General features: G+C 66.8%; 22 protein-coding genes. 11 read left to right on the top strand and 11 right to left on the bottom strand.

Features of this window, described 5'->3' with window-relative positions:
* Positions 1 to 39 precede the first annotated feature (39 nt).
* Positions 40 to 597 carry a hypothetical protein gene (locus BSY239_RS05270; protein WP_156775417.1) on the bottom strand — a complete coding sequence of 186 codons (558 nt, stop codon included), beginning with the start codon at positions 595 to 597 and terminating at the stop codon, positions 40 to 42.
* A gap of 197 nt (positions 598 to 794) precedes the next feature.
* Positions 795 to 1568, bottom strand: coding sequence for a TOBE domain-containing protein (locus tag BSY239_RS05265; RefSeq protein ID WP_069045922.1), 774 nt, complete (start codon positions 1566 to 1568; stop codon positions 795 to 797).
* 73 nt (positions 1569 to 1641) lie between these two features.
* Here BSY239_RS05265 and modA point away from each other — a divergent pair, with 73 nt between their 5' ends.
* From modA to modC, 3 genes are read left to right on the top strand one after another with little or no spacing between them, the layout of a single operon-like run.
* Entirely contained in the window at positions 1642 to 2388 is a 747-nt protein-coding gene (gene modA / locus BSY239_RS05260; protein ID WP_069045921.1) for a molybdate ABC transporter substrate-binding protein, read from the top strand.
* A 3-nt stretch (positions 2389 to 2391) separates the two neighbouring features.
* Positions 2392 to 3075 carry a molybdate ABC transporter permease subunit gene (modB, locus tag BSY239_RS05255; protein ID WP_069045920.1) on the top strand — a complete coding sequence of 228 codons (684 nt, stop codon included), beginning with the start codon at positions 2392 to 2394 and terminating at the stop codon, positions 3073 to 3075.
* Complete coding sequence (gene modC / locus BSY239_RS05250; RefSeq protein ID WP_069045919.1) at positions 3072 to 4172, top strand: molybdenum ABC transporter ATP-binding protein; 1101 nt, start codon at positions 3072 to 3074, stop codon at positions 4170 to 4172. The genes modB and modC overlap by 4 nt, the downstream gene beginning before the upstream one ends.
* A 4-nt stretch (positions 4173 to 4176) precedes the next feature.
* Here the strand turns inward: modC and BSY239_RS05245 are convergent, their stop codons facing one another.
* The 6 genes from BSY239_RS05245 to BSY239_RS05220 form a co-directional block, all read right to left on the bottom strand.
* Positions 4177 to 4434 (bottom strand): hypothetical protein, encoded by a 258-nt coding sequence (locus tag BSY239_RS05245; RefSeq protein ID WP_069045918.1) that lies wholly within the window; start codon positions 4432 to 4434, stop codon positions 4177 to 4179.
* Between the two features lie 109 nt (positions 4435 to 4543).
* A complete protein-coding gene (locus BSY239_RS05240) occupies positions 4544 to 4954 on the bottom strand; it encodes a DUF3597 domain-containing protein (RefSeq protein WP_069045917.1) in 411 nt (136 codons plus the stop codon).
* An 82-nt stretch (positions 4955 to 5036) separates the two neighbouring features.
* On the bottom strand, positions 5037 to 5828 hold the full coding sequence (locus BSY239_RS05235; RefSeq protein ID WP_216637499.1) for a hypothetical protein: 792 nt from the start codon (positions 5826 to 5828) through the stop codon (positions 5037 to 5039).
* A gap of 25 nt (positions 5829 to 5853) precedes the next feature.
* Positions 5854 to 6597 carry an extracellular solute-binding protein gene (locus tag BSY239_RS05230; RefSeq protein WP_083240156.1) on the bottom strand — a complete coding sequence of 248 codons (744 nt, stop codon included), beginning with the start codon at positions 6595 to 6597 and terminating at the stop codon, positions 5854 to 5856.
* Positions 6598 to 6662: 65 nt separating this feature from the next.
* The gene (locus BSY239_RS05225; RefSeq protein ID WP_069045915.1) at positions 6663 to 7427 is read right to left on the bottom strand and encodes an ATP-binding cassette domain-containing protein; all 765 of its coding nucleotides are present in this window, start codon (positions 7425 to 7427) and stop codon (positions 6663 to 6665) included.
* Positions 7424 to 8161 (bottom strand): ABC transporter permease, encoded by a 738-nt coding sequence (locus BSY239_RS05220; protein WP_069048789.1) that lies wholly within the window; start codon positions 8159 to 8161, stop codon positions 7424 to 7426. Before BSY239_RS05220 ends, BSY239_RS05225 begins: the two co-directional genes overlap by 4 nt.
* Before the next feature lie 142 nt (positions 8162 to 8303).
* On the opposite strand from BSY239_RS05220, the gene BSY239_RS05215 reads away from it, so the two are divergent.
* Complete coding sequence (locus BSY239_RS05215) at positions 8304 to 9431, top strand: substrate-binding domain-containing protein (protein WP_069045914.1); 1128 nt, start codon at positions 8304 to 8306, stop codon at positions 9429 to 9431.
* Between the two features lie 7 nt (positions 9432 to 9438).
* Here the strand turns inward: BSY239_RS05215 and coaBC are convergent, their stop codons facing one another.
* Positions 9439 to 10665 (bottom strand): bifunctional phosphopantothenoylcysteine decarboxylase/phosphopantothenate--cysteine ligase CoaBC, encoded by a 1227-nt coding sequence (coaBC, locus tag BSY239_RS05210; protein WP_069045913.1) that lies wholly within the window; start codon positions 10663 to 10665, stop codon positions 9439 to 9441.
* 112 nt (positions 10666 to 10777) lie between these two features.
* On the opposite strand from coaBC, the gene BSY239_RS05205 reads away from it, so the two are divergent.
* The 5 genes from BSY239_RS05205 (at position 10778) to BSY239_RS05185 (ending at position 15704) form a co-directional block, all read left to right on the top strand.
* A complete protein-coding gene (locus BSY239_RS05205; RefSeq protein ID WP_069045912.1) occupies positions 10778 to 12448 on the top strand; it encodes a CTP synthase in 1671 nt (556 codons plus the stop codon).
* Positions 12449 to 12461: 13 nt separating this feature from the next.
* Complete coding sequence (gene kdsA, locus BSY239_RS05200) at positions 12462 to 13319, top strand: 3-deoxy-8-phosphooctulonate synthase (RefSeq protein WP_069045911.1); 858 nt, start codon at positions 12462 to 12464, stop codon at positions 13317 to 13319.
* Between the two features lie 42 nt (positions 13320 to 13361).
* Positions 13362 to 14645 carry a phosphopyruvate hydratase gene (gene eno / locus BSY239_RS05195; protein ID WP_056275954.1) on the top strand — a complete coding sequence of 428 codons (1284 nt, stop codon included), beginning with the start codon at positions 13362 to 13364 and terminating at the stop codon, positions 14643 to 14645.
* A 110-nt stretch (positions 14646 to 14755) separates the two neighbouring features.
* Complete coding sequence (locus BSY239_RS05190) at positions 14756 to 15040, top strand: septum formation initiator family protein (RefSeq protein WP_069045910.1); 285 nt, start codon at positions 14756 to 14758, stop codon at positions 15038 to 15040.
* Positions 15041 to 15044: 4 nt separating this feature from the next.
* Positions 15045 to 15704, top strand: a complete 660-nt coding sequence (locus BSY239_RS05185; RefSeq protein WP_069045909.1) for an AAA family ATPase — start codon at positions 15045 to 15047, stop codon at positions 15702 to 15704.
* 9 nt (positions 15705 to 15713) lie between these two features.
* On the opposite strand, the gene hslO is transcribed toward BSY239_RS05185, so the two are convergent.
* Both hslO and BSY239_RS05175 read right to left on the bottom strand, forming a co-directional pair.
* Positions 15714 to 16691 carry an Hsp33 family molecular chaperone HslO gene (gene hslO / locus BSY239_RS05180; protein WP_069045908.1) on the bottom strand — a complete coding sequence of 326 codons (978 nt, stop codon included), beginning with the start codon at positions 16689 to 16691 and terminating at the stop codon, positions 15714 to 15716.
* Between the two features lie 50 nt (positions 16692 to 16741).
* A complete protein-coding gene (locus tag BSY239_RS05175) occupies positions 16742 to 17266 on the bottom strand; it encodes a gamma carbonic anhydrase family protein (protein ID WP_069045907.1) in 525 nt (174 codons plus the stop codon).
* A gap of 38 nt (positions 17267 to 17304) precedes the next feature.
* On the opposite strand from BSY239_RS05175, the gene BSY239_RS05170 reads away from it, so the two are divergent.
* Both BSY239_RS05170 and dbpA read left to right on the top strand, forming a co-directional pair.
* Positions 17305 to 18150 (top strand): ferritin-like domain-containing protein, encoded by an 846-nt coding sequence (locus BSY239_RS05170; RefSeq protein WP_069045906.1) that lies wholly within the window; start codon positions 17305 to 17307, stop codon positions 18148 to 18150.
* A 16-nt stretch (positions 18151 to 18166) separates the two neighbouring features.
* A complete protein-coding gene (dbpA, locus tag BSY239_RS05165) occupies positions 18167 to 19561 on the top strand; it encodes an ATP-dependent RNA helicase DbpA (protein WP_069045905.1) in 1395 nt (464 codons plus the stop codon).
* The last annotated feature ends 1 nt before the right edge of the window (position 19562 follow it).

The following is a 19562-nucleotide window of genomic DNA, read 5'->3' as shown; positions in this document are numbered from 1 at the left end:
GAGGGCGGCTGATGTCATTGGGGAAAGGGTGCGAACGGATCAGCGCTTGCCGCCACCGCCGCCGTTTCCGCCGCCGTTTCCACCCCCGTTGCCGCCACCATTGCCACCTCCCTTGCCACTGCCTTTACCGCCCTCGCCGCCAAGGCCACCCTGAGAGACACCCAAGCCCAGCGAAGCCGAAGCAACCGTGGAGCGGCTCTTGTCGGTGGTGCTCTTGGCAGACTTCTGCGATTTTTCCGAGGTGGCGGCACGGGCCTCGTCGGCCTTCTTCGCCTGGTTGGCCGCACTCACCACGTCACCGAGGCGCAGGCCCAATGAATTGGCGATGGCGCCCCAGCCCATGCCGGCGTCGCGCATGCCCTGCACATTGCTGGTCGCCGCGCCGAGCTCGGCGCCGGTGGGGTTGGCGATGCCCTGCTTGGCCAGATCGGCCTTGGCGATGTTGGTCGCGAAATCCTGCTTCGGAGCAACCGCGGTGGTGGTCGTCGGCGCGGTGTCGACCGAAACGGCCACGGTGGTCTGGGCGAATGCTGCAGACGACGCGAACAAGGCCGCGCACAAGCCGGACTTGAGCAAAAGTGGATGGGTGAATTTCATGGGGAGCTCCTGGGTTGTTGTGTCACGCACCATGCTAGCGCCGCCTTGTTGCGCGCAGCACATTCAAAGGTTACCAACGGTGCATTGAACCGCCAGACGTACAACGGGTGTGCGCCAGCGCACGGTGGCGGGTTCACAGCGGGCTGCGGGAGGGTGGGCGTGAACGGGCCGAAGCAACTCCGAGCACGCCGTGCGCGTCATCCCGCCAACCCGATCACCAGCGCCGCCGGCATCAAGGCCGCCACCGCCGCATCCCCGACCCGCCCCGTGAACGGGTGCCGCGCAAAGCCCACCCAGTGACCGCCACCATCGAGGGCCAGCACCACCTCGTCTTGCCGGGCGCCGGGCGAGCAGCGCTCGATGCGGCCGGTAAGCGCGCCCGATGCTGCGTGTGAAGCGGTCAACGACACCTCCACTGCGGTGGCCTTGCACAAGGCCAGAACGGCCAGTCCGGGCGCCAGCCCCAGCAAATCCGCGCTTTCCTGTGTGATGCTGGACACCAGCTGTGCGCCACCCGGCGTGGCCAGCGTCACCACCACCATCGGGTCGCCGGGCGACAGCGGTGCGCAGCGCAGCACGCGGCAGCGCAGCTGGTTGCGCATGCTGGTGCGCAGGCCCAGGCCGGCTTCGCCGATGGCGCCACCGGCAAAACGGGCCAGCACCTGCCGGCGCGCGCGCGCCAGCTCGGCCGCGAGCGCGAGCAGCTGCAAACCGTCCGCGGTGATGCGCGCTCCACCCCCGCCCACGCCACCCACGGTGCGCTCCACCAGCGGCACGCCGCTGAGGTTGCTGAGCGTGTCGATGGCCTGCCACGCGGCCTTGTAGCTGATGCCGACCTGACGCGCCGCCTGCGAGATGGAGCAGCCGGCGGCCACGTGGCGCAGCACGTCCAGGCGCTTGTCGGCGCTGGCGTCGGCCAGTGCCTGGGGCAGATCGGTGGGCGTGGGGGACGTGATCTTTTGGGTGGCCATGGGTGCTGTGGTGCCGTCTATACTTACCGCTATTCTGAATTGGAATAGCGGTATTTGTGAGAGGAACGCTCCGATGTTCGCACGTTCACTGTTGTCCGCATGCCTGTTGGTCATGGCCGGCGCGCTGCACGCTGCCGAGGCCCAGGTGGCGGTGGCGGCCAACTTCGCCGAGCCCGTCAAGGCCATTGCTGCCCTGCTGCAGAAGACCACCGGCCACACACTCAAGATCACGGTGGGCTCCACTGGCCGGCTGTATGCGCAGATCAGGAACGGCGCACCGTTCGACGTGCTGCTTTCGGCCGACACCCACGCGCCCGCGCAGCTGGAGGCCGATGGCCTGGCACAGCCGGGCAGCCGCTTCACCTACGCCGCCGGCAAGCTGGTGCTGTGGTCGGCGGACGCCACCCAGGTGGACAGCCAGGGCGCCGTCCTCAAGCACGGTGGCTTTCGCAAGCTGGCGATTGCCAACCCCAAGACGGCGCCGTATGGAGCGGCCTCCATCGAGGTGATCGACAAGCTCGGCCTCACAGCCGCGCTCAAGCCCAGGCTGGTGCAGGGCGAGAGCATCGGCCAGACCTACAACTTCGCGTTCACCGGCAACGCCGAGATTGCCTTTGTGGCCATGTCGCAGGTGCTCGAAGGTGGCCGGCTCAAGAGCGGATCGGTGTGGGTGGTGCCGCAGCACCTGTACGCGCCCATCCGGCAGGACGCGGTGCTGCTGAAGTCCGGTGCGACCAATGAAGCCGCCCAGGCGCTCATGCAGTTGCTGAAGAGCCCGGACGTCAAATCCCTCATCCGCTCCCACGGCTACGACCTCTAGGCCATGCTGCTGACACCGTCCGACTTCCAGGCCATCGGCCTCACGCTGCAGGTGGCGGCGCTCACCACCGCCATCCTGCTGGTGCTGGGTGTGCCGCTGGCATGGTGGCTGGCGCGCAGCCGCTCATTGTGGAGCCGGCCGGTGGGCGCGCTGGTGTCGGTGCCGCTGGTGTTGCCGCCCTCGGTGCTGGGCTTCTATTTGCTGGTGCTGATGGGGCCCAACGGCCCGGTGGGCGGGCTCACGCAGGCGCTGGGCCTGGGCGTGCTCACCTTCAGTTTTGCCGGGCTTGTGATCGCCTCGGTGTTCTATTCGCTGCCGTTCATGGTGCAGCCGGTGTTGAACTCGATGCAGCAGCTGGGCGAGCGCCCGCTGGAAGCCGCGGCCAGCCTGCGCGCGTCCAGGCTCGACACCTTCTTTTCGGTGGTGCTGCCGCTGTGCCGGCCAGGGCTGGTCACCGGGATCGTCATGAGTTTTGCGCACACGGTGGGCGAGTTCGGTGTGGTGCTCATGGTGGGGGGCAACATCCCGGGCGTCACACGCGTGGTTTCGGTGCAGATCTACGACCACGTGGAAGCGCTGGAGTACAACGATGCCCATCGTCTGGCCGCGGTGATGCTCGGCTTCTCGTTCGTGGTGCTGCTCACACTGCAGTTCTACAACCACCGGCAACGCAGGAGCCTTGCATGAGCGAGGGTCTGCAGCTCACCGCCCGCCTGCAGCGCTCCGGCTTCCTGCTCGACGTCGATCTGCGCCTGCCGGGGCGCGGCGTCACGGTGTTGTTCGGCCCCTCGGGCTCGGGCAAAACATCGTGCCTGCGCGTGCTCGCGGGGCTGGAGCCCATGGCCCAGGGTGTGGTGCGTGTGGGTGGCGAGCTGTGGCAAGACAGTGCACAGCGTGTGATGCGGCCGGTGCACCAGCGCGCGTTGGGTTATGTGTTCCAAGAGGCCAGCCTGTTCGACCACCTGAGCGTGCGCGACAACCTCATGTTCGGCTTCAAGCGCACGCCACCCGCCCAACGCCGCCACGCCTGGGACCACGGCCTGGCGCTGCTGGGCATTGCCCACCTGCTGCAACGCAGGCCCCACGAACTCTCGGGCGGCGAGCGCCAGCGCGTGGCGATCGCACGCGCCCTGGCCACCAGCCCGCGTGTGCTCTTGATGGACGAGCCCTTGGCCTCCATCGACGCGGCGCGCAAGAACGAGATCCTGCCGTGGCTGGAGCAGCTGCACGCCCAGCTGGACATCCCCGTGGTCTACGTGACCCACTCCAGCGACGAGCTGGCACGCCTGGCCGACCATGTGGTGCTGCTCAACGAGGGCCGGGCGTTGGGCAGCGGGCCGGTCATGGAACTCATGACGCGGCTTGATCTGCCGCTGGCGCGCGGCGACGCGGCGGCCGCGCTGATCGAGGCACATGCAGTCGGCCACACACCCGCCGACAGTCTGAGCGAGTTGGCGTTCGGCGGCGGTCGCCTGCTGCTGCCGCAAGCCAGCAGCGCGGCGCTGCCCCAAGGCACACCGGTGCGCGTGCGCATCCAGGCGCGCGACGTGAGCCTGTCGCTGGAATCACCCGAGCACAGCAGCGTGCTCAACGTGCTCGGCGCCACGGTGGTCGATGTGGTGGACGAATCGTCCGGCCAGGTGCTGGTGGGCCTGCAACTGGGCACCGGACCGCAGCCGGTGCGGCTGCTCTCACGCATCAGCCAGGTCTCGGCGCAACGCCTGGGCATCACGCCGGGTCAGGCGGTGTTTGCGCAGATCAAGGGTGTGGCCATGGTGCGCTGAGGCCTCAGCCCGCCGCGCCCACAGCGTCCTTCACGCATTTTTTGGTGAAGCTGTTCTTGGCGGCGCCAAAGATCTTCTTCTCCACCGCGGCCGCATCGCAGGTCGCAGCGGCGTCTTTCTCGCACTTTTTCATGAACGAGTTTTTGGCGGCACCCGCGAGTTTCCTGTCGGTGGCCGACGCTGTGCAGCTCGGGCCTTCGGCCATGGCGGACAGAGGCATCAACACGGCCAGAACGATCGAGCCCAAGCAGATTGCGCGCATTCCACTCTCCATCAATGAAAAATTTCATTGAAGGTCAGCGCCGTGTCACTGTCAATGCACCGAGGCCGGTTTCATGGCCCGCCTCGGGTTCATCCCAGCATCGAAAGTATCAATCGATGAGTTCTTTGGGGATGTTGCCGCCGTTGGCAGCGATGTGGGCCAGCACGTTCTTGTGCAGCCACATGTTCATCTTGGCCGAGTCGCCCATGAGCTCGTCGGGGCAATAGAGCTCTTTGGCCAGTTCCTTGCGTGCGGCCAGGCTGCTGTCCAGGTCGAGCAGCTTGAGCAGGTCGACGATGGAGGTTTTCCAGTTGAGCTTTTGCGGGTTGGCCGCGGCCTTCTGCTCCATGAGGGCGACCACGTCGACCATGGTGATGGAGGCCACAGGTGCGGGCGACGGTGCTGCAGCGGGCGCCGGGGCAGGCGCGGCCGAAGGCGCGGGTGCTGCTGCCGGTGGCTGCGGCACCACCTTGGGCGAACCCATGCCGAGTTTTTCGAGGATGTTGCTGAAGAGACCCATGGTGTGTTCCTTGTGGTGATGAACGAAAAGAGTGTTCGAGGCCAGTATTGCCTCATTCCGCTCGACGGGGCAAGCGGTTGGCTCACATGGGCCGTCTGTGCCTCAAGCCGTCGAACGAGGCGCGCCAGAGCCACCACGCGGCCATCAGCACCAGCAGCGGCAACACCACCGTCTGCATGACGAACAGCACGATGAGGTCGATGACGTGGGCGACCACGCGGTCAGCGTCGGCCCGGAGTTCGTCGATCTTCTCGGCCAGCTTTTCGCGCAGTTCCCACCAGCGCTTGGTGGAGTCCGCACCGCTGCCCCCGCCGCCCAGCGCTGCTGTGGACGAAGCAATGGCCTGCTGGCTCACCGCAAACTGCTCGCTCATGAAGGCCTGGTAACTGAGTTCGCTGGTGACGGCGGCCACCGGCACCACGAAACGCACCAGCAGCAAGGCCACCAGCAAACGGCCCAGCCAGGGCGAGGGCCGCTCAAGCCGCCAGCGCTGCCACAACCAGACAGCCACCAGCGCTGTGAGCACCAGCGACACCCCCCAGGTGGCGCCCATTTTCAAGAGCAGCAGCTGCGCACCGAACACCACACTCACCACCAGCATGAGCCGGGCGAACTGCTCGATCAGATCGTTCACCGGATCGAGCACCTGACCGAGCGCCAGCGTCACGTTGACGAACGCACCCCCGGTGACTTCGGTGCCCTGGATCACGGAGATCACCGCGTTGAACCCGCGCGCCGCGGCGAACGCGGCGAGCGAGCGTTTCAGCCCCGCTTCGGAATGCGCCTGAGCGAGCTGGTCCAGCGGCTGCAGCCACGTGAGGCCGACCAGCAGAACGAGCAGGAGGGGAAGCAGGTAGCGCTGGGTCGGGTGCATGCGGATGAAGGTAGCACAGTGCGTCTCACTTCAAGGCATTGGGGAAGAACAGCTGTTCGCCACCGATCTTGTAGCTGGCGATGGCCGCCTGGCCCGCAGCGCCGGTGACCCAGTCCACAAACTTCTGGCCGTCGGCCGACTTCACTTGCGGGTGTTTGGTTGCGCTGACCAGCATCACGCCGTACTGGTTGAACAGGCGTTTGTCGCCTTCGACCAGCACCACGAGATCACCGCGGTTCTTGAAATTGAGCCAGGTGCCGCGGTCGGCCAGCACGTAACCACCGGCGCTGGAGCCGATGTTGAGCGCAGGGCCCATGCCGCAGCCGCATTCCCTGTAACCGGAGCCCTTGTTCGCGTCCGCCCCGGTCATCTTCCAGAAACGCAGCTCGGCGGCGTGCGTGCCGCTCTTGTCGCCGCGCGAGATGAAGGGCGCGTTGGCGGCCGTCACCTTTTTCATCGCGGCCACGATGTCGCTGCCTTTGGTGCCGGCGGGGTCTGCCTTGGGGCCGATCAGCACGAAGTCGTTGTACATGACCTCCTCGCGCCTGGCCGAGAAGCCATCGGCCACGAACTTCTCTTCGGCCACCTTGTCGTGCACGAAGAGCACGTCGGCGTCACCGCGGCGCGCCATGTCGATGGCCTGACCGGTGCCCAGGGCCACCACCTTCACATCGATGCCGCTGACCTTCTTGAATTCGGGAAGCAGGTACGAGAACAGCCCCGACTGCTCGGTGGACGTGGTGGAAGCCACCACGATGCTTTGGGCCATGGCGCCGGCGCTGGCCAACAAAGAGGTGCCGAGGGCAGCGACAAGGGCCAAACGGCGGAAGGCATTCACAAACTTTCTCCTTGCACAAACAGATGGGCCTGCGGACACAAGGCCCGCAGCAGGTCGTGGTTGAAAAAATCGGCCACGGGCAGGTCGGCCAGCAGCCGCCCTTGCTCCAGGTAGATCACGCGGCTGGCCAGGCGCTTGACCTGGCCCAGGTTGTGGCTGCTGAAGACCAGCGTGGGCGGGCGCTCGCCCGATGGGTGTGGATGCCCCAGGGTGAACTCGGCGATCTGTGCCTCCACCTCGCGCTTGGCGTGCGGGTCCAGGCTGGCGGTGGGCTCGTCGAGCAACCACACGTCGGGGCGCAAGGCCCAGGCGCGGGCCAGCGCCACGCGCTGCTGCTGCCCACCCGAGAGCGCTCGCGCATTGCGTTCGGCAATGTGGCGCAGTTCCACCCGGTCGAGCGCGGCCAGCGCCAGCGCACGGGTCTCGCCCCAGGCCACGCCCTTGAGCCAGAGCCCGAGCTGGATGTTCTTCCGCACGCTGATGCGCAGCATGTGCGGCCGCTGGAACAGCATGGCCACGCGCTGCTCGCTGGCTGCGTGCAGCTCGCCGCCGCTGGTGCGCTGCAGACCGTGCAGCGTGCGCAACAGCGTGCTCTTGCCGCTGCCGTTGGCCCCCACCAGCGCCACGCGCTCGCCCGCCTGGATGCGCAGGTAAATGTCGGTCAGGGCGTGCAGCCTTCCGGCGGAGCCGAGGTGCACCTGCACGTTGCGCAGGTCAAAACACACCGCGGGCACCACCGCATTCACGGGCAGGCCGGTCATGTCGTCACCAGCGTCAGGCGGCTGGCATCTGCGCTGTCGGCGCGCTCGCGCCAGCGGCTGATGAGCGACACCAGGGCGTTGAGCACCAGCACCACAGCCAGCAACATCAGGCCCAGGCCGAGCGCCAGCGGCAGATCACCCTTGCTGGTCTCCAGCGCGATCGCGGTGGTCATGACGCGGGTGAAACCTTCGATGTTGCCGCCCACGATCATCACCGCGCCCACTTCAGACACCGCGCGGCCAAACGCCGTGAGCAACACAGTGATCAGCGCGTAACGATCGTCCCAGGCCAGCAACAGGCTGCGCAGCACCGGCCCCGCGCCCATGGACGAGAGTTGCTCGCCATGGTCACGGTCAGCGTCTTCCACCACCTGACGTGTGAGCGCGGTCACCAGCGGCAGCACCAGGCAGGCCTGCGCCAGCACCATGGCCTGGAAACTGAACAACCAGCCGAGAAAGCCCAGCGGGCCCGAGCGTGACAGCAGGAGATAGATGACCAGGCCCACCACCACCGATGGCACGGCCAGAAAGGTGTTGAGCAGCGTGAGCACCAGGCCCCGCCCCGCAAACCGCGCCACCGCCAGCCAGGCACCGAGCACAAGGCCCAGGCCGCAGGCCAGCAGACAGGCCATGGCGCTCACGGCGAGTGACCGGCCGACCACCGCCCACAGGCCTGGATCGCCTGAAAGCACCAGCTGCAATGCGGTGGTGACGCTGTCTGAAAAGGTGTTCATGTGGGCGCAGAGCATAGGTGCACCCCCCGACTTTTCAGCTACGTAATGACGCGGTATGAAACCTTGTGCATAGGCAGGCCGGTTCATACGTCGAGACCGATCGGCGGCGGCCCGGCACGCGCTTGGGGCACACTCGCGCTCCATGAAACAGATCGAGTTGTCATACGCGTTCGCCGCCCGCGCACCGGGCCGCTCCAGCGGCCAGGCGCTGCTGCGCAATCCGATGATGGACGTGCTGCAGGCGGTGCACACCAGCGGCTCCATCTCGGCGGCGGCGCGCCAGCTCGACCTGTCGTACCGCCACGTGTGGGGCCAGCTCAAGGACTGGGAGGCCGATCTGGGCGAGGCGCTGTTGTTCTGGGAACGCGGTCAGGCCGCGCGCCTCACGCCGTTTGGCGAGCGCCTGCTGATGGCCGAACGCCTCGCGCAGGCGCGCCTGGGGCCGCAGATCGAAGGCCTGCGCGCCGAACTCGAACGCGCGTTTGCCCGCGCCTTCGACGACGCAGGTGACGAAGGCGAGAGCGAGGTGCTGACGCTCTACGCCAGCCACGACCACGCCTTGAGCGCCCTGCAGGACTTCGCTGCCAACGACGCATCTTCCCGCAAGGACGCCGGTCGGCTGCATCTGGACATCCGCTTCTGCGGCAGCGTGGACGCGATCCGCGCGCTCAACGAAGGCCGCTGTGCCCTGGCCGGGTTTCACACCCAGCCGTTCACCGCCTCGGGCAGCCAGAGCGCGCGCACCTACCGCCCGCTGCTCAAGCCCGGGTTGCACAAGATCATCGGCTTCGCGCGCCGTGTCCAAGGCTTGATGGTGGCGCCCGGCAACCCGCTGCGCCTGGGCGACATGAAGGACGTGGCGCGCCTGCAGGCCCGTTTTGTCAACCGCGCGCTGGGCACCGGCACCCGTTTGCTGCTGGACGAGCTCCTCACGCAGGCGCTGTTGATGCCCGAAGACATCAACGGCTTCGATCACGCGGAAACCTCACATGCGGCGGTGGCCCAGGCGGTGGCCAGCGGCACGGCCGACGTGGGCCTGGGCACCGAGTACGCCGCGCGCACCCAGGGACTGGGTTTTGTGCCACTCACCGAAGAGCGCTATCTGCTGGTGTGCCTGAAAACCGCGCTGGAGCAACCCGCCGTGCAGCGCCTGCTGCAGCGCCTGCGCAGCCGTGCGTGGCACGACCAACTGTCAAGCCTGCCGGGCTATGTGCCGGACCACTGCGGTGAGGTGGCGGCCATGAAGCGCCTGCTCCCCTGGTGGGACTGAAGCACCCTCAGTTCTGGATGCGCCGCGCGATCTCTGCGATGAGCTGACGCGCCAGCACCAGCTTCGAAGCCCGCGGCAACTCCAGCGTGCCGTCCTCATCCACCAGCAGCAGCGCGTTGTCGTCCTGGCCAAAGGTGTCGGGCCCGATGTTGCCCACCAGCAGCGGCACACCTTTGCGCGCCCGTTTGGCCTGGGCGTGGGCCAGCAGGTCGTGGCTCTCGGCGGCAAAACCCACGCAATACAGCGCCCCGCTCTGCGCGCGCGGGCTGGCCGCAATGCCGGCCAGGATGTCGGGGTTCTCCACGAACGACAGCGTGGGCACCTCGCCCGAGCCGTCTTTCTTGATCTTCTGGTCCAGCATCTGGGCCGGGCGCCAGTCGGCCACGGCCGCGGCCGAGACGAACACGGTGGCGGCCTGGGCCAGGTGGTCCAGTGACTTCTGCATGTTCAGCGCCGACTTCACGTTGACCCGGCCCACACCGCGCGGCGTGGGCAGGCCCACCGGGCCGGCCACCAGCGTGACCTGGGCACCGGCCTCGTGCGCGGCCCGTGCAATGGCAAAGCCCATCTTGCCGCTGGAGAGGTTGGTGAGGCCGCGCACCGGGTCGATCGCCTCAAAGGTGGGGCCGGCGCTCACCAGCACGTGCTGGCCAGCCAGCACCTTGGGTGTGAAAAAGCGGATCAGGTCGTACAGCAGCTCATCGGGCTCGAGCATGCGGCCATCGCCGGTTTCGCCGCAGGCCTGCTCGCCCGCGCCCACGTCCAGCACGGTGGCGCCATCGGCGCGCAACTGTTCGATGTTGCGCTGCGTGGCCGGGTGCGACCACATTTCGCGGTTCATGGCCGGCGCGAGGATGAGCGGCACACTCTCGATGGGACGGGCCAGGCACATCAGCGAGAGCAGCTCGTCGGCCCGGCCGTGCACCAGCTTGGCCATGAAATCGGCGCTGGCCGGGGCCACCACGATCGCGTCGGCCTCGCGGCTGAGGTTGATGTGGGGCATGTTGTTGTCGGCGCCACCCGAGGTGCGCGCGTCCCACTGGGAGGTGAAAACCGGGCGGCCCGAGAGTGCCTGCATCGTGACCGCCGTCATGAACTGCTCGGCCGCTTCGGTCATGACCACCTGCACCGTGGCCCCGGCCTTCACCAGCGCCCGGCAGAGTTCGGCGGCCTTGTAGCAGGCAATGCCGCCCGACAGGCCCAGGACGATGTGTTTTCCAGCGAGTTCGTTCATGGGCGCAATGTAGCAGTTGGGCCCGGTCCACGTGCCCGGCCGGCTGGGGTGATGGGGGCGGCATTTATAATCGCCATTTCCACCTCCTGCGAGCAACTGGCTCGCCCGAGACATGACCAAATTTGTGTTCGTCACCGGCGGTGTGGTGTCCTCTCTGGGCAAAGGCATCGCCTCCGCATCCCTGGCCGCGATTCTTGAGTCCCGCGGCCTCAAAGTCACCCTCATCAAGCTCGACCCGTACATCAACGTGGACCCGGGCACCATGTCCCCCTTCCAGCACGGCGAGGTGTTTGTCACCGACGACGGCGCCGAAACCGACCTGGACCTGGGCCACTACGAGCGTTTCATCGAAACGCGGATGAAGAAGACCAACAACTTCACCACCGGCAAGATCTACCAGTCGGTGCTGGAGAAAGAGCGCCGGGGTGACTACCTGGGCAAGACGGTGCAGGTGATCCCGCACGTCACCAATGAAATCCAGGAGTTCATCCAGCGAGGCGCCGGCATCGGCACACCCGACGCGGTGGACGTGGCGATTGTTGAAATCGGCGGTACCGTGGGCGACATCGAATCGCTGCCGTTCCTGGAAGCGGTGCGCCAGATGAGCCTGCGCATGGGCCCGAACAATTCGGCCTTTGTGCACCTGAGCTACGTGCCCTGGATCGCCGCCGCCGGCGAGCTGAAAACCAAGCCCACGCAGCACACCGCCAAGGAGCTGCGCGCCATCGGCATCCAGGCCGACGCGCTGCTCTGCCGCGCCGACCGCCGCATTCCCGACGAAGAGCGCGCCAAGATCAGCCTGTTCTCCAACGTGCCCGAGTGGGGCGTGATTTCCATGTGGGACGTCGACACCATCTACAAGGTGCCGCGCATCCTGCACGAGCAGGGCCTGGACGGCCTGATCTGCGACAAGCTGCGCCTGAACACACCACCGGCCAGCCTCAAGCGCTGGGACGATCTGGTCTACGAGGTCGAGCACCCCAAGGCCACGGTGCACATTGCCATGGTCGGCAAATACGTCGACCTGTCGGACAGCTACAAGTCGCTCAACGAAGCGCTGCGCCACGCCGGCATGAAGAACCACGCCAAGGTGCAGATCGAGTACATCGACTCCGAAACCATCAGCCCGGCCAACGTGGCCAAGGTGCTGGGCCACTTTGACGCCATCCTCGTGCCCGGCGGCTTCGGCAAGCGCGGCATCGAGGGCAAGATCTGCGCGGCGCGTTTCGCCCGCGAGCACAAGGTGCCCTACCTCGGCATTTGCCTGGGCATGCAGGTCGCCACCATCGAATACGCACGCCATGTGGCCGGCCTCAAAGACGCCAACAGCACCGAGTTCGAGGCCGACACGCCGCATCCCGTCATTGCCCTCATCACCGAGTGGAAAGACGCCGACGGCAGCATCAAACAACGCGACGCCAACTCCGATCTGGGCGGCACCATGCGCCTGGGCGCACAGAGCTCCGACGTGGCGCCCGGCACGCTGGCCCACCAGATCTACGGCCCGGTCGTCACCGAGCGCCACCGCCACCGGTACGAAGCCAACGTGAACTACCTCGACCAGCTGCGCAAGGCGGGCCTGGTGATCTCCGCGCTGACGCAGCGCGAGCAGCTCACCGAAATGGTGGAGCTGCCCCAGAGCGTGCACCCCTGGTACGTGGGCGTGCAGTTCCACCCCGAGTTCAAATCCACCCCCTGGGCCGGGCACCCGCTGTTCAACGCCTATGTGAAAGCCGCGCTGGCCCAGCAGGCGCAGACCACACCGGCTGCGGCCACCGCCTGAACGAGCACACGCCATGAAACTCTGCGGCTTCGACATCGGCCTGAACCGGCCCTTCTTCCTGATCGCCGGCCCCTGCGTGATCGAGTCCGAGCAGCTGCAGATGGACGTCGCAGGTCAGCTCAAGGAAATCACCGGCGGCCTCGGTATTCCCTTCATCTTCAAGAGCAGCTTCGACAAGGCCAACCGCAGCAGCGGCACCACCTACCGCGGCCCGGGCCGCGAGAAAGGCCTGGAGATTCTGGCCAAGGTGAAACGTGAACTGGGTGTGCCGGTGCTCACCGACGTGCACAGCGAAGACGACATCGCTGAAGCGGCCAAGGTCTGCGACGTGCTGCAGACGCCCGCCTTCCTGTGCCGCCAGACCGACTTCATCCGCGCCGTGGCGCAGAGCGGCAAGCCGGTGAACATCAAGAAGGGCCAGTTCCTCGCGCCGCACGACATGAAGAACGTGATCGACAAGGCACGAGCCGCAGCCAAGGAAGCGGGCCTGAATGAAGACAACTTCATGGCCTGCGAGCGCGGCGCGAGCTTTGGCTACAACAACCTCGTGAGCGACATGCGTTCGCTGGCCATCATGCGGGAGACCGGCGCCCCCGTGGTGTTTGACGCCACGCACAGCGTGCAGCTGCCCGGCGGACAAGGCACCAGCAGCGGCGGCCAGCGCGAGATGGTGCCAGTGCTGGCGCGCGCGGCCGTGGCCGTGGGCGTGGCCGGCCTTTTCATGGAAACCCACCCCGATCCCGCCAAGGCCATGAGCGACGGCCCAAACGCCGTGCCGCTCAAGCACATGAAAGCGCTGCTGGAAACACTGCTGGCGCTGGACGCGGTGACCAAGAAGAACGGTTTTCTCGAAGACCGTTTCAACGCCTGAACCCATTCATTTTTTTGTTTTTGACCCAGAGGTAATGAACCCATGAGCGCAATCGTTGACATCGTTGGCCGCGAAATCCTGGACAGCCGCGGCAATCCCACCGTCGAGTGCGATGTGTTGCTGGAAAGCGGCGTGATGGGCCGCGCGGCCGTGCCCTCGGGCGCGTCCACCGGCTCGCGCGAAGCCATCGAGCTGCGCGACGGTGACAAGAGCCGTTACCTCGGCAAGGGCGTGCTCAAGGCGGTGGAACACATCAACACCGAAATCAGCGAAGCCGTGCTGGGCCTGGACGCTTCCGAGCAGGCCTTTCTGGACAAGACCCTGATCGACCTCGACGGCACCGACAACAAGGGCCGCCTGGGTGCCAACGCGATGCTGGCCGTGTCCATGGCCGTGGCGCGCGCCGCAGCCGAAGAGGCCGGCTTGCCGCTTTACCGCTACTTCGGCGGCATGAGCGCGGTGCAGATGCCCGTGCCCATGATGAACGTGGTCAACGGTGGTGCGCACGCCAACAACAACCTGGACCTGCAGGAGCTGATGATCATTCCGGTGGGTGCGCCGAGTTTCCGCGAAGCCGTGCGCTGGGGTGCCGAGGTGTTCCACGCGCTCAAGAAAATCATCCACGACAAGGGCATGAGCATTGCCGTGGGCGACGAAGGTGGCTTTGCGCCCAACGTGGCCAACCACGAAGCCGCGATCCAGATGATCCTGGAAGCCATCAGCAACGCCGGCTACACCGCGGGCGAGCAGATCGCCCTGGGCCTGGACTGCGCGGCCAGTGAGTTCTACAAGGATGGCAAGTACCACCTGGACGCTGAAGGCCTGGTGCTGAGCGCCGAAGACTGGACGAACATCCTGGCGACCTGGGTCGACAAGTACCCCATCATCAGCATCGAGGACGGCATGGCCGAAGGCGACTGGGACGGCTGGAAGGTGCTGACCGAGCGCCTGGGCAGCAAGGTGCAGCTGGTCGGTGACGATTTGTTCGTCACCAACACCAAGATCCTGAAAGAAGGCATCGACAAGCGCATCGGCAACTCGATCCTCATCAAGATCAACCAGATCGGCACACTGACCGAAACCTTCGCCGCCATCGAAATGGCCAAGCGCGCGGGCTACACCGCCGTCATCTCGCACCGCTCGGGCGAGACCGAAGACAGCACCATCGCCGACATCGCCGTGGGCACCAACGCCGGCCAGATCAAGACCGGCTCGCTCTCGCGCTCGGACCGCATGGCCAAGTACAACCAGCTGCTGCGCATCGAGGAAGACCTGGGTGAAGTGGCCGTGTACCCAGGCCGCGCTGCCTTCTACAACCTCAGGTAAACATGGCCCCCACGCTCCGCCGCTCCGCGGGTCGCTGCCCCCCAGGGGGGCTGGCCTTGCTTGGGGCGGCCCTGCGCGGCGGCCGGTCGCTTCGGTAACAATCCCAGTCCATGGCCAACCGCTTCATCCCTGCCTTGCTGATCGCGCTGCTGCTGGTGCTGCACGCCCAGCTGTGGTTCGGGCGGGGCAGTGTGCCCAAGGTGGCGAGCATGAAGCAGCAGCTGGCCGCGCAGGAACTGGCGAACCGCGATGCGCAGCAGCGCAACGCCCAGCTGGTGAGCGAGGTGCGCGACCTGCAGGAGGGCCTGGACATGGTCGAGGAACTCGCCCGCGCGGAGCTGGGCATGGTCAAGCCCAACGAAATCTTCGTGCAGATCGCGCAGAACAAGCGCTGACACCATGGCGGCCATCACCGTCGCCTTGCTCGGCGGCGAGTCCAGCGGCAACACCACCCTGGGCCTGGCCCTCACCCGACAACTCAACGCCCTGGGCGTGAGCGCCGTGCTGGTGCCGGAGCACCTGCGCGCGTGGTGCGAAAGCGCAGGCCGGGCACCGCTGGTGCACGAGCAGGCGGCCATTGCCGCCGAACAAACCCGACTGATCGACGTGGGAGCGCAGAGTGGCGCGCAGGTGGTCATGGCCGACACCACCGCGCTGGTGGTGGCGGCGTACAGCGAGCGGGTGTTCAACGACCGCTCGCTGTTGCCCGTCTCACTGAAGGCGCAGCGGCGGTTCAACCTCACCCTGCTGATGGGCCTGGATCTGCCGTGGAAAGCCGACGGCCTGTTCCGCGACGGGTCCGGTATGCGGGCCGACATCGACGCCGTGCTGAGACAAGAACTGCAGTCGGCCGGCATCCCGTTCCAGACCGTCTATGGACCTGCAGAGGCGCGGCTGCAGCACGCGCTGCGTGCCGTGGGTGTGTTGCTGGGCCGCCCGCTGGTGGCACCTGACCCGCTGCTGGAAGCCGGCACCGGCCGATGGACCTGCGAGAACTGCAGCGACCCCGACTGCGAACGCCGCCTGTTCAGCGGGCTCGTGTCCCGGCACGCAGCCTGAACTGCCGCCTCAGTGCTTCTGGTCGCTGGCCGGCGGCTGGATGTCAGGCTGCAGGAAGACCTGGGCCGCGTCCACCGGATCAAACCGGTACTGCGCGCCGCAGAACTCACACCCGACCTCCACCTGCCCCTGCTCGCTCAAGATCGATTCGATCTCGTCTCGGCCCAGGCTGCGCAGCATGCTGCTCACACGGTCCCGCGAACAGGTGCAGGCAAAACGCGGCCCGGTTTCACCCACCATGGGCTCGAAGCGGCGCACGTCCTCTTCCCAGAACAGGCGGCGCAGAATCGTGTCGGCGTCCAGTGTCAGCAGCTCCTCGCGCTTGAGGCTGGAGGCGAGGATGGCGATGCGGTTGTAGTCCTCGTTCAGGCCGATCTGGTCTTCGTCGCGCGCGCCCGACTGCCCGGCGAGGTTGCCACTGCCCTGCAGCGGCAGGCGCTGGATCAGCAGACCGGCGGCCACGTGTTCGTTGGCGGCCAGCACCAGGCGCGTGTCGAGCTGCTCGCTCTGCAGCATGTAGTGCTCGATCACCTCGCTGAGCTTCTCCAGCTTCTCGCGCTGGTCACCAAACAGCGGCACCACGCCCTGGTAGGGCGCCTGGCCGGGCAGGCGGTCCTTGGGGTCGAGCGTGATGGCGCAGCGGCCCTGGTTGGTCACGTTGACCATGTGCGAGAGCGGCGCGCCTTCCCCCACGTCACCGATCACGGTGGCGGTGGCGCGCAGGCTCAGGTCGGGCTGCACCTCGGCCACGGCCAGCTTCACCGGCCCGTCGCCCATGATCTGCATGATCAGCGCGCCGTTGAACTTGATGTTGGCCTGCATCAGCGTGGCCGCGGCCGTCATCTCGCCCAGCAGCTCGGTCACGGCCGCGGGATAACCGCCACCGTCCTTGTGGCGCTGCAAAATTTCTTGCCAGGCATCGGTGAGGCGCACGAGCATGCCGCGCACCGGCAGGCCTTCAAAGACGAATTTGTGGAGTTCGGACAAGCGGGGCTTTCGGGGATCGTTCGAAAAAACGCAATCGTGGCAGATCGGGTTCAGCCGACCTTTTTCAAGGTCTTGCGAAAGCGATCGGCGTTGTCGGTGTAGTGCTTCGCGCTCATGCGCAGTCCTTCGATCTGCTCGGGCGTGAGCGACCTGGCCACCCGCGCCGGGCTGCCCAGGATCATGCTGCCGTCGGGAAACTCCTTGCCTTCGGTCACCAGCGAACCCGCACCCACCAGACAGTGTTTGCCGATCTTCGCGCCGTTGAGCACCACCGCGCCAATGCCGATGAGCGAGCCGTCGCCGATGTGGCAGCCGTGCAGCATCACCTGGTGGCCCACCGTCACGTTCTCGCCAATGGTCAGCGGCTGGCCCACGTCGGCGTGCAGCACGCTGCCGTCCTGGATGTTGCTGCCGCGTCCGACCGTGATGGTCTCGGTGTCGCCGCGCACCGTGACGCCGAACCACACGCTGCTGTCTTCTCCCAACACCACGTTGCCGATGACCTGCGCGTTCTCGGCCACCCAGGCCGAAGTGGCCACGCGTGGGGCCATGCCGTCGAGTTCGTAAAGGGCCATGTCTGTTGTCTCCGTTGGCGAAACCTAGAATTGTAGGGATGCAAGCCCCCGCCGACCTGTCGCCCCCGCCTTCCGTCTCCCTGCGCGCAGGCGCCCTGCAGGCGCTGTGCACCGGCGAGCCGGACCAGAAAGTGACGGCCACCCACGCTCTGTTCGAGGCACTGCAAGCAGGCCGCACGCATCTGGACCCCGCCGAGCGCCTGGCACCCGATCCCAACGCACAGCTACCCGGCCGCCCCGCGCGGCCTGTGCTCATTGCACCGGTCGACGTGCCCCAGCGCTCGCCCTTCACGCCTGAAGGCTTCGCCATGCTGCTGCACGCGGTGGCGCACATCGAATTCAACGCGATCGATCTGGCGCTGGACGCCATCTGGCGTTTTCCCGACATGCCCACGGACTACTACACCGATTGGCTGGGCGTGGCGCATGAGGAAGCCATCCACTTCGGCCTGCTGCGCGCGCACCTGCAAAGCCTGGGCCACGACTACGGCGACTTCGCGGCGCACAACAGCCTGTGGGAGATGTGCCTGCGCACCCAACACGACGTGACCGCGCGCATGGCCCTGGTGCCGCGCACCATGGAAGCGCGCGGACTGGACGCCACACCGCCCATGCAGGCGCGCCTGCGCAAGGTGGGCACACCGGCTGCACTGCGCGCGGTCGAGATCCTCGACGTGATCCTGCGCGACGAAATCGGCCACGTGGCGGTGGGCAACCGCTGGTACGGCTGGCTCTGCGCGCAGCAGGGGATCGAGCCGCTGGGCCACTACCGACGGCTGGCGCGCGAGCATTCGGCGCCACGGCTCAAGCCACCGTTCAACGAGCGGGCGCGGCTGGCGGCCGGGTTCAGCGAAGCCGAGCTCGCCGCGATGCACCAGGCCTGAGCCCCGATAATCGGGGATGACTTCCGCACCCCCGACCGCTTTCAGCACCCTACCCCTCTCGCCCGCCACGCTGGCCAACCTGGAGCAACTCGGTTATCTCGAGATGACCCCGATCCAGGCAGCCGCGCTGCCGCCGGCCCTGCTGGGCAAGGACATCATTGCCCAGGCCAAGACCGGTAGCGGCAAGACCGCCGCCTTTGCCCTGACCCTGCTGGCCAATCTGAACGCTCGCCGCTTTGCGGTGCAGACCCTGGTGCTGTGTCCCACGCGCGAGCTGGCCGACCAGGTGACCACCGAGATCCGGCGCCTGGCGCGCGCTGAGGACAACATCAAGGTCGTCACGCTGTGTGGCGGTGTGCCGTTGCGCGGTCAGCTGGCCACGCTGGAGCACGGCGCGCACATCGTGGTGGGCACACCGGGCCGCATCATGGACCATCTGGAGCGGGGCAGCCTGCCGCTGGACGCGCTCAACACCCTGGTGCTGGATGAGGCCGACCGCATGCTCGACATGGGCTTCTTCGACGACATCGTGACCGTGGCCAAGCAGTGCCCCAAGACACGCCAGACGCTGCTGTTCTCCGCCACCTACCCCGAAGGCATTGCCAAGCTGAGTGCGCAGTTCATGCGCGAACCGGTCACGGTGAAGGTAGAGGCGCAGCACGCGGGTGCGCAGATCGAACAGCGCTGGTACGAGGTGAAGGACACCGAACGCCTGGATGCGGTGAGCAAGCTGCTGGCGCACTTCCGCCCGGCCAGCACGCTCGCTTTCTGCAACACCAAGGCGCAGTGCCGCGATCTGGTGGCCGTGCTGCAGGCGCAGGGCATCAGCGCGCTGGCGCTGTTTGGTGAACTGGAGCAGCGCGAGCGCGACCAGGTGCTGGTGCGCTTTGCCAACCGCAGCTGCTCGGTGCTGGTGGCCACCGACGTGGCCGCCCGCGGTCTGGACATCACCAGCCTGGCCGCGGTGATCAACGTGGACGTGACGCCCGACGCCGAGGTGCACATCCACCGCATCGGCCGCACCGGCCGCGCCGGCGAAAGCGGCCTGGCGCTCAACCTGGTCAGCATGGACGAGATGGGCAGCGTGGGCAAGATCGAACAGCTGCAGGGCCGCGAATCGAAGTGGCATCCCCTGAGCGAACTCGTGCCCACCGGCAAAGGCCCATTGGTGCCGCCCATGGTCACGCTGCACATCCAGGGTGGGCGCAAGGAAAAGATCCGCCCCGGCGACGTGCTGGGCGCGCTCACCGCCGACCTGGGTTACACACGCGAGCAGGTGGGCAAGATCAACGTGAACGAGTGGTCGACCTATGTGGCCGTGGACCGCAACATCGCCGAACAGGTGGCCAGCCGCCTGAACGACGGGCGCATCAAGGGCAAGAGCGTCAAGGTGCGGGTGCTGGAGGACTGAA

Origin of the sequence: Hydrogenophaga sp. RAC07 (assembly GCF_001713375.1) — a bacterium.
Lineage (GTDB): Bacteria > Pseudomonadota > Gammaproteobacteria > Burkholderiales > Burkholderiaceae_C > Hydrogenophaga.
The sequence above is the reverse complement of the archived record's forward strand: the minus strand, read 5'-3'. Positions and strand labels throughout refer to the sequence as shown.

Coding starts and splice junctions, on each gene's coding strand:
- BSY239_RS05270 (WP_156775417.1), bottom strand. CDS start 597: ATGAAATTCACCCATCCACTTTTGCTCAAGTCCGGCTTGTGCGCGGCC.
- BSY239_RS05265 (WP_069045922.1), bottom strand. CDS start 1,568: ATGGCCACCCAAAAGATCACGTCCCCCACGCCCACCGATCTGCCCCAG.
- modA (WP_069045921.1), top strand. CDS start 1,642: ATGTTCGCACGTTCACTGTTGTCCGCATGCCTGTTGGTCATGGCCGGC.
- modB (WP_069045920.1), top strand. CDS start 2,392: ATGCTGCTGACACCGTCCGACTTCCAGGCCATCGGCCTCACGCTGCAG.
- modC (WP_069045919.1), top strand. CDS start 3,072: ATGAGCGAGGGTCTGCAGCTCACCGCCCGCCTGCAGCGCTCCGGCTTC.
- BSY239_RS05245 (WP_069045918.1), bottom strand. CDS start 4,434: ATGCGCGCAATCTGCTTGGGCTCGATCGTTCTGGCCGTGTTGATGCCT.
- BSY239_RS05240 (WP_069045917.1), bottom strand. CDS start 4,954: ATGGGTCTCTTCAGCAACATCCTCGAAAAACTCGGCATGGGTTCGCCC.
- BSY239_RS05235 (WP_216637499.1), bottom strand. CDS start 5,828: ATGCACCCGACCCAGCGCTACCTGCTTCCCCTCCTGCTCGTTCTGCTG.
- BSY239_RS05230 (WP_083240156.1), bottom strand. CDS start 6,597: ATGGCCCAAAGCATCGTGGTGGCTTCCACCACGTCCACCGAGCAGTCG.
- BSY239_RS05225 (WP_069045915.1), bottom strand. CDS start 7,427: ATGACCGGCCTGCCCGTGAATGCGGTGGTGCCCGCGGTGTGTTTTGAC.
- BSY239_RS05220 (WP_069048789.1), bottom strand. CDS start 8,161: ATGAACACCTTTTCAGACAGCGTCACCACCGCATTGCAGCTGGTGCTT.
- BSY239_RS05215 (WP_069045914.1), top strand. CDS start 8,304: ATGAAACAGATCGAGTTGTCATACGCGTTCGCCGCCCGCGCACCGGGC.
- coaBC (WP_069045913.1), bottom strand. CDS start 10,665: ATGAACGAACTCGCTGGAAAACACATCGTCCTGGGCCTGTCGGGCGGC.
- BSY239_RS05205 (WP_069045912.1), top strand. CDS start 10,778: ATGACCAAATTTGTGTTCGTCACCGGCGGTGTGGTGTCCTCTCTGGGC.
- kdsA (WP_069045911.1), top strand. CDS start 12,462: ATGAAACTCTGCGGCTTCGACATCGGCCTGAACCGGCCCTTCTTCCTG.
- eno (WP_056275954.1), top strand. CDS start 13,362: ATGAGCGCAATCGTTGACATCGTTGGCCGCGAAATCCTGGACAGCCGC.
- BSY239_RS05190 (WP_069045910.1), top strand. CDS start 14,756: ATGGCCAACCGCTTCATCCCTGCCTTGCTGATCGCGCTGCTGCTGGTG.
- BSY239_RS05185 (WP_069045909.1), top strand. CDS start 15,045: ATGGCGGCCATCACCGTCGCCTTGCTCGGCGGCGAGTCCAGCGGCAAC.
- BSY239_RS05175 (WP_069045907.1), bottom strand. CDS start 17,266: ATGGCCCTTTACGAACTCGACGGCATGGCCCCACGCGTGGCCACTTCG.
- BSY239_RS05170 (WP_069045906.1), top strand. CDS start 17,305: ATGCAAGCCCCCGCCGACCTGTCGCCCCCGCCTTCCGTCTCCCTGCGC.
- dbpA (WP_069045905.1), top strand. CDS start 18,167: ATGACTTCCGCACCCCCGACCGCTTTCAGCACCCTACCCCTCTCGCCC.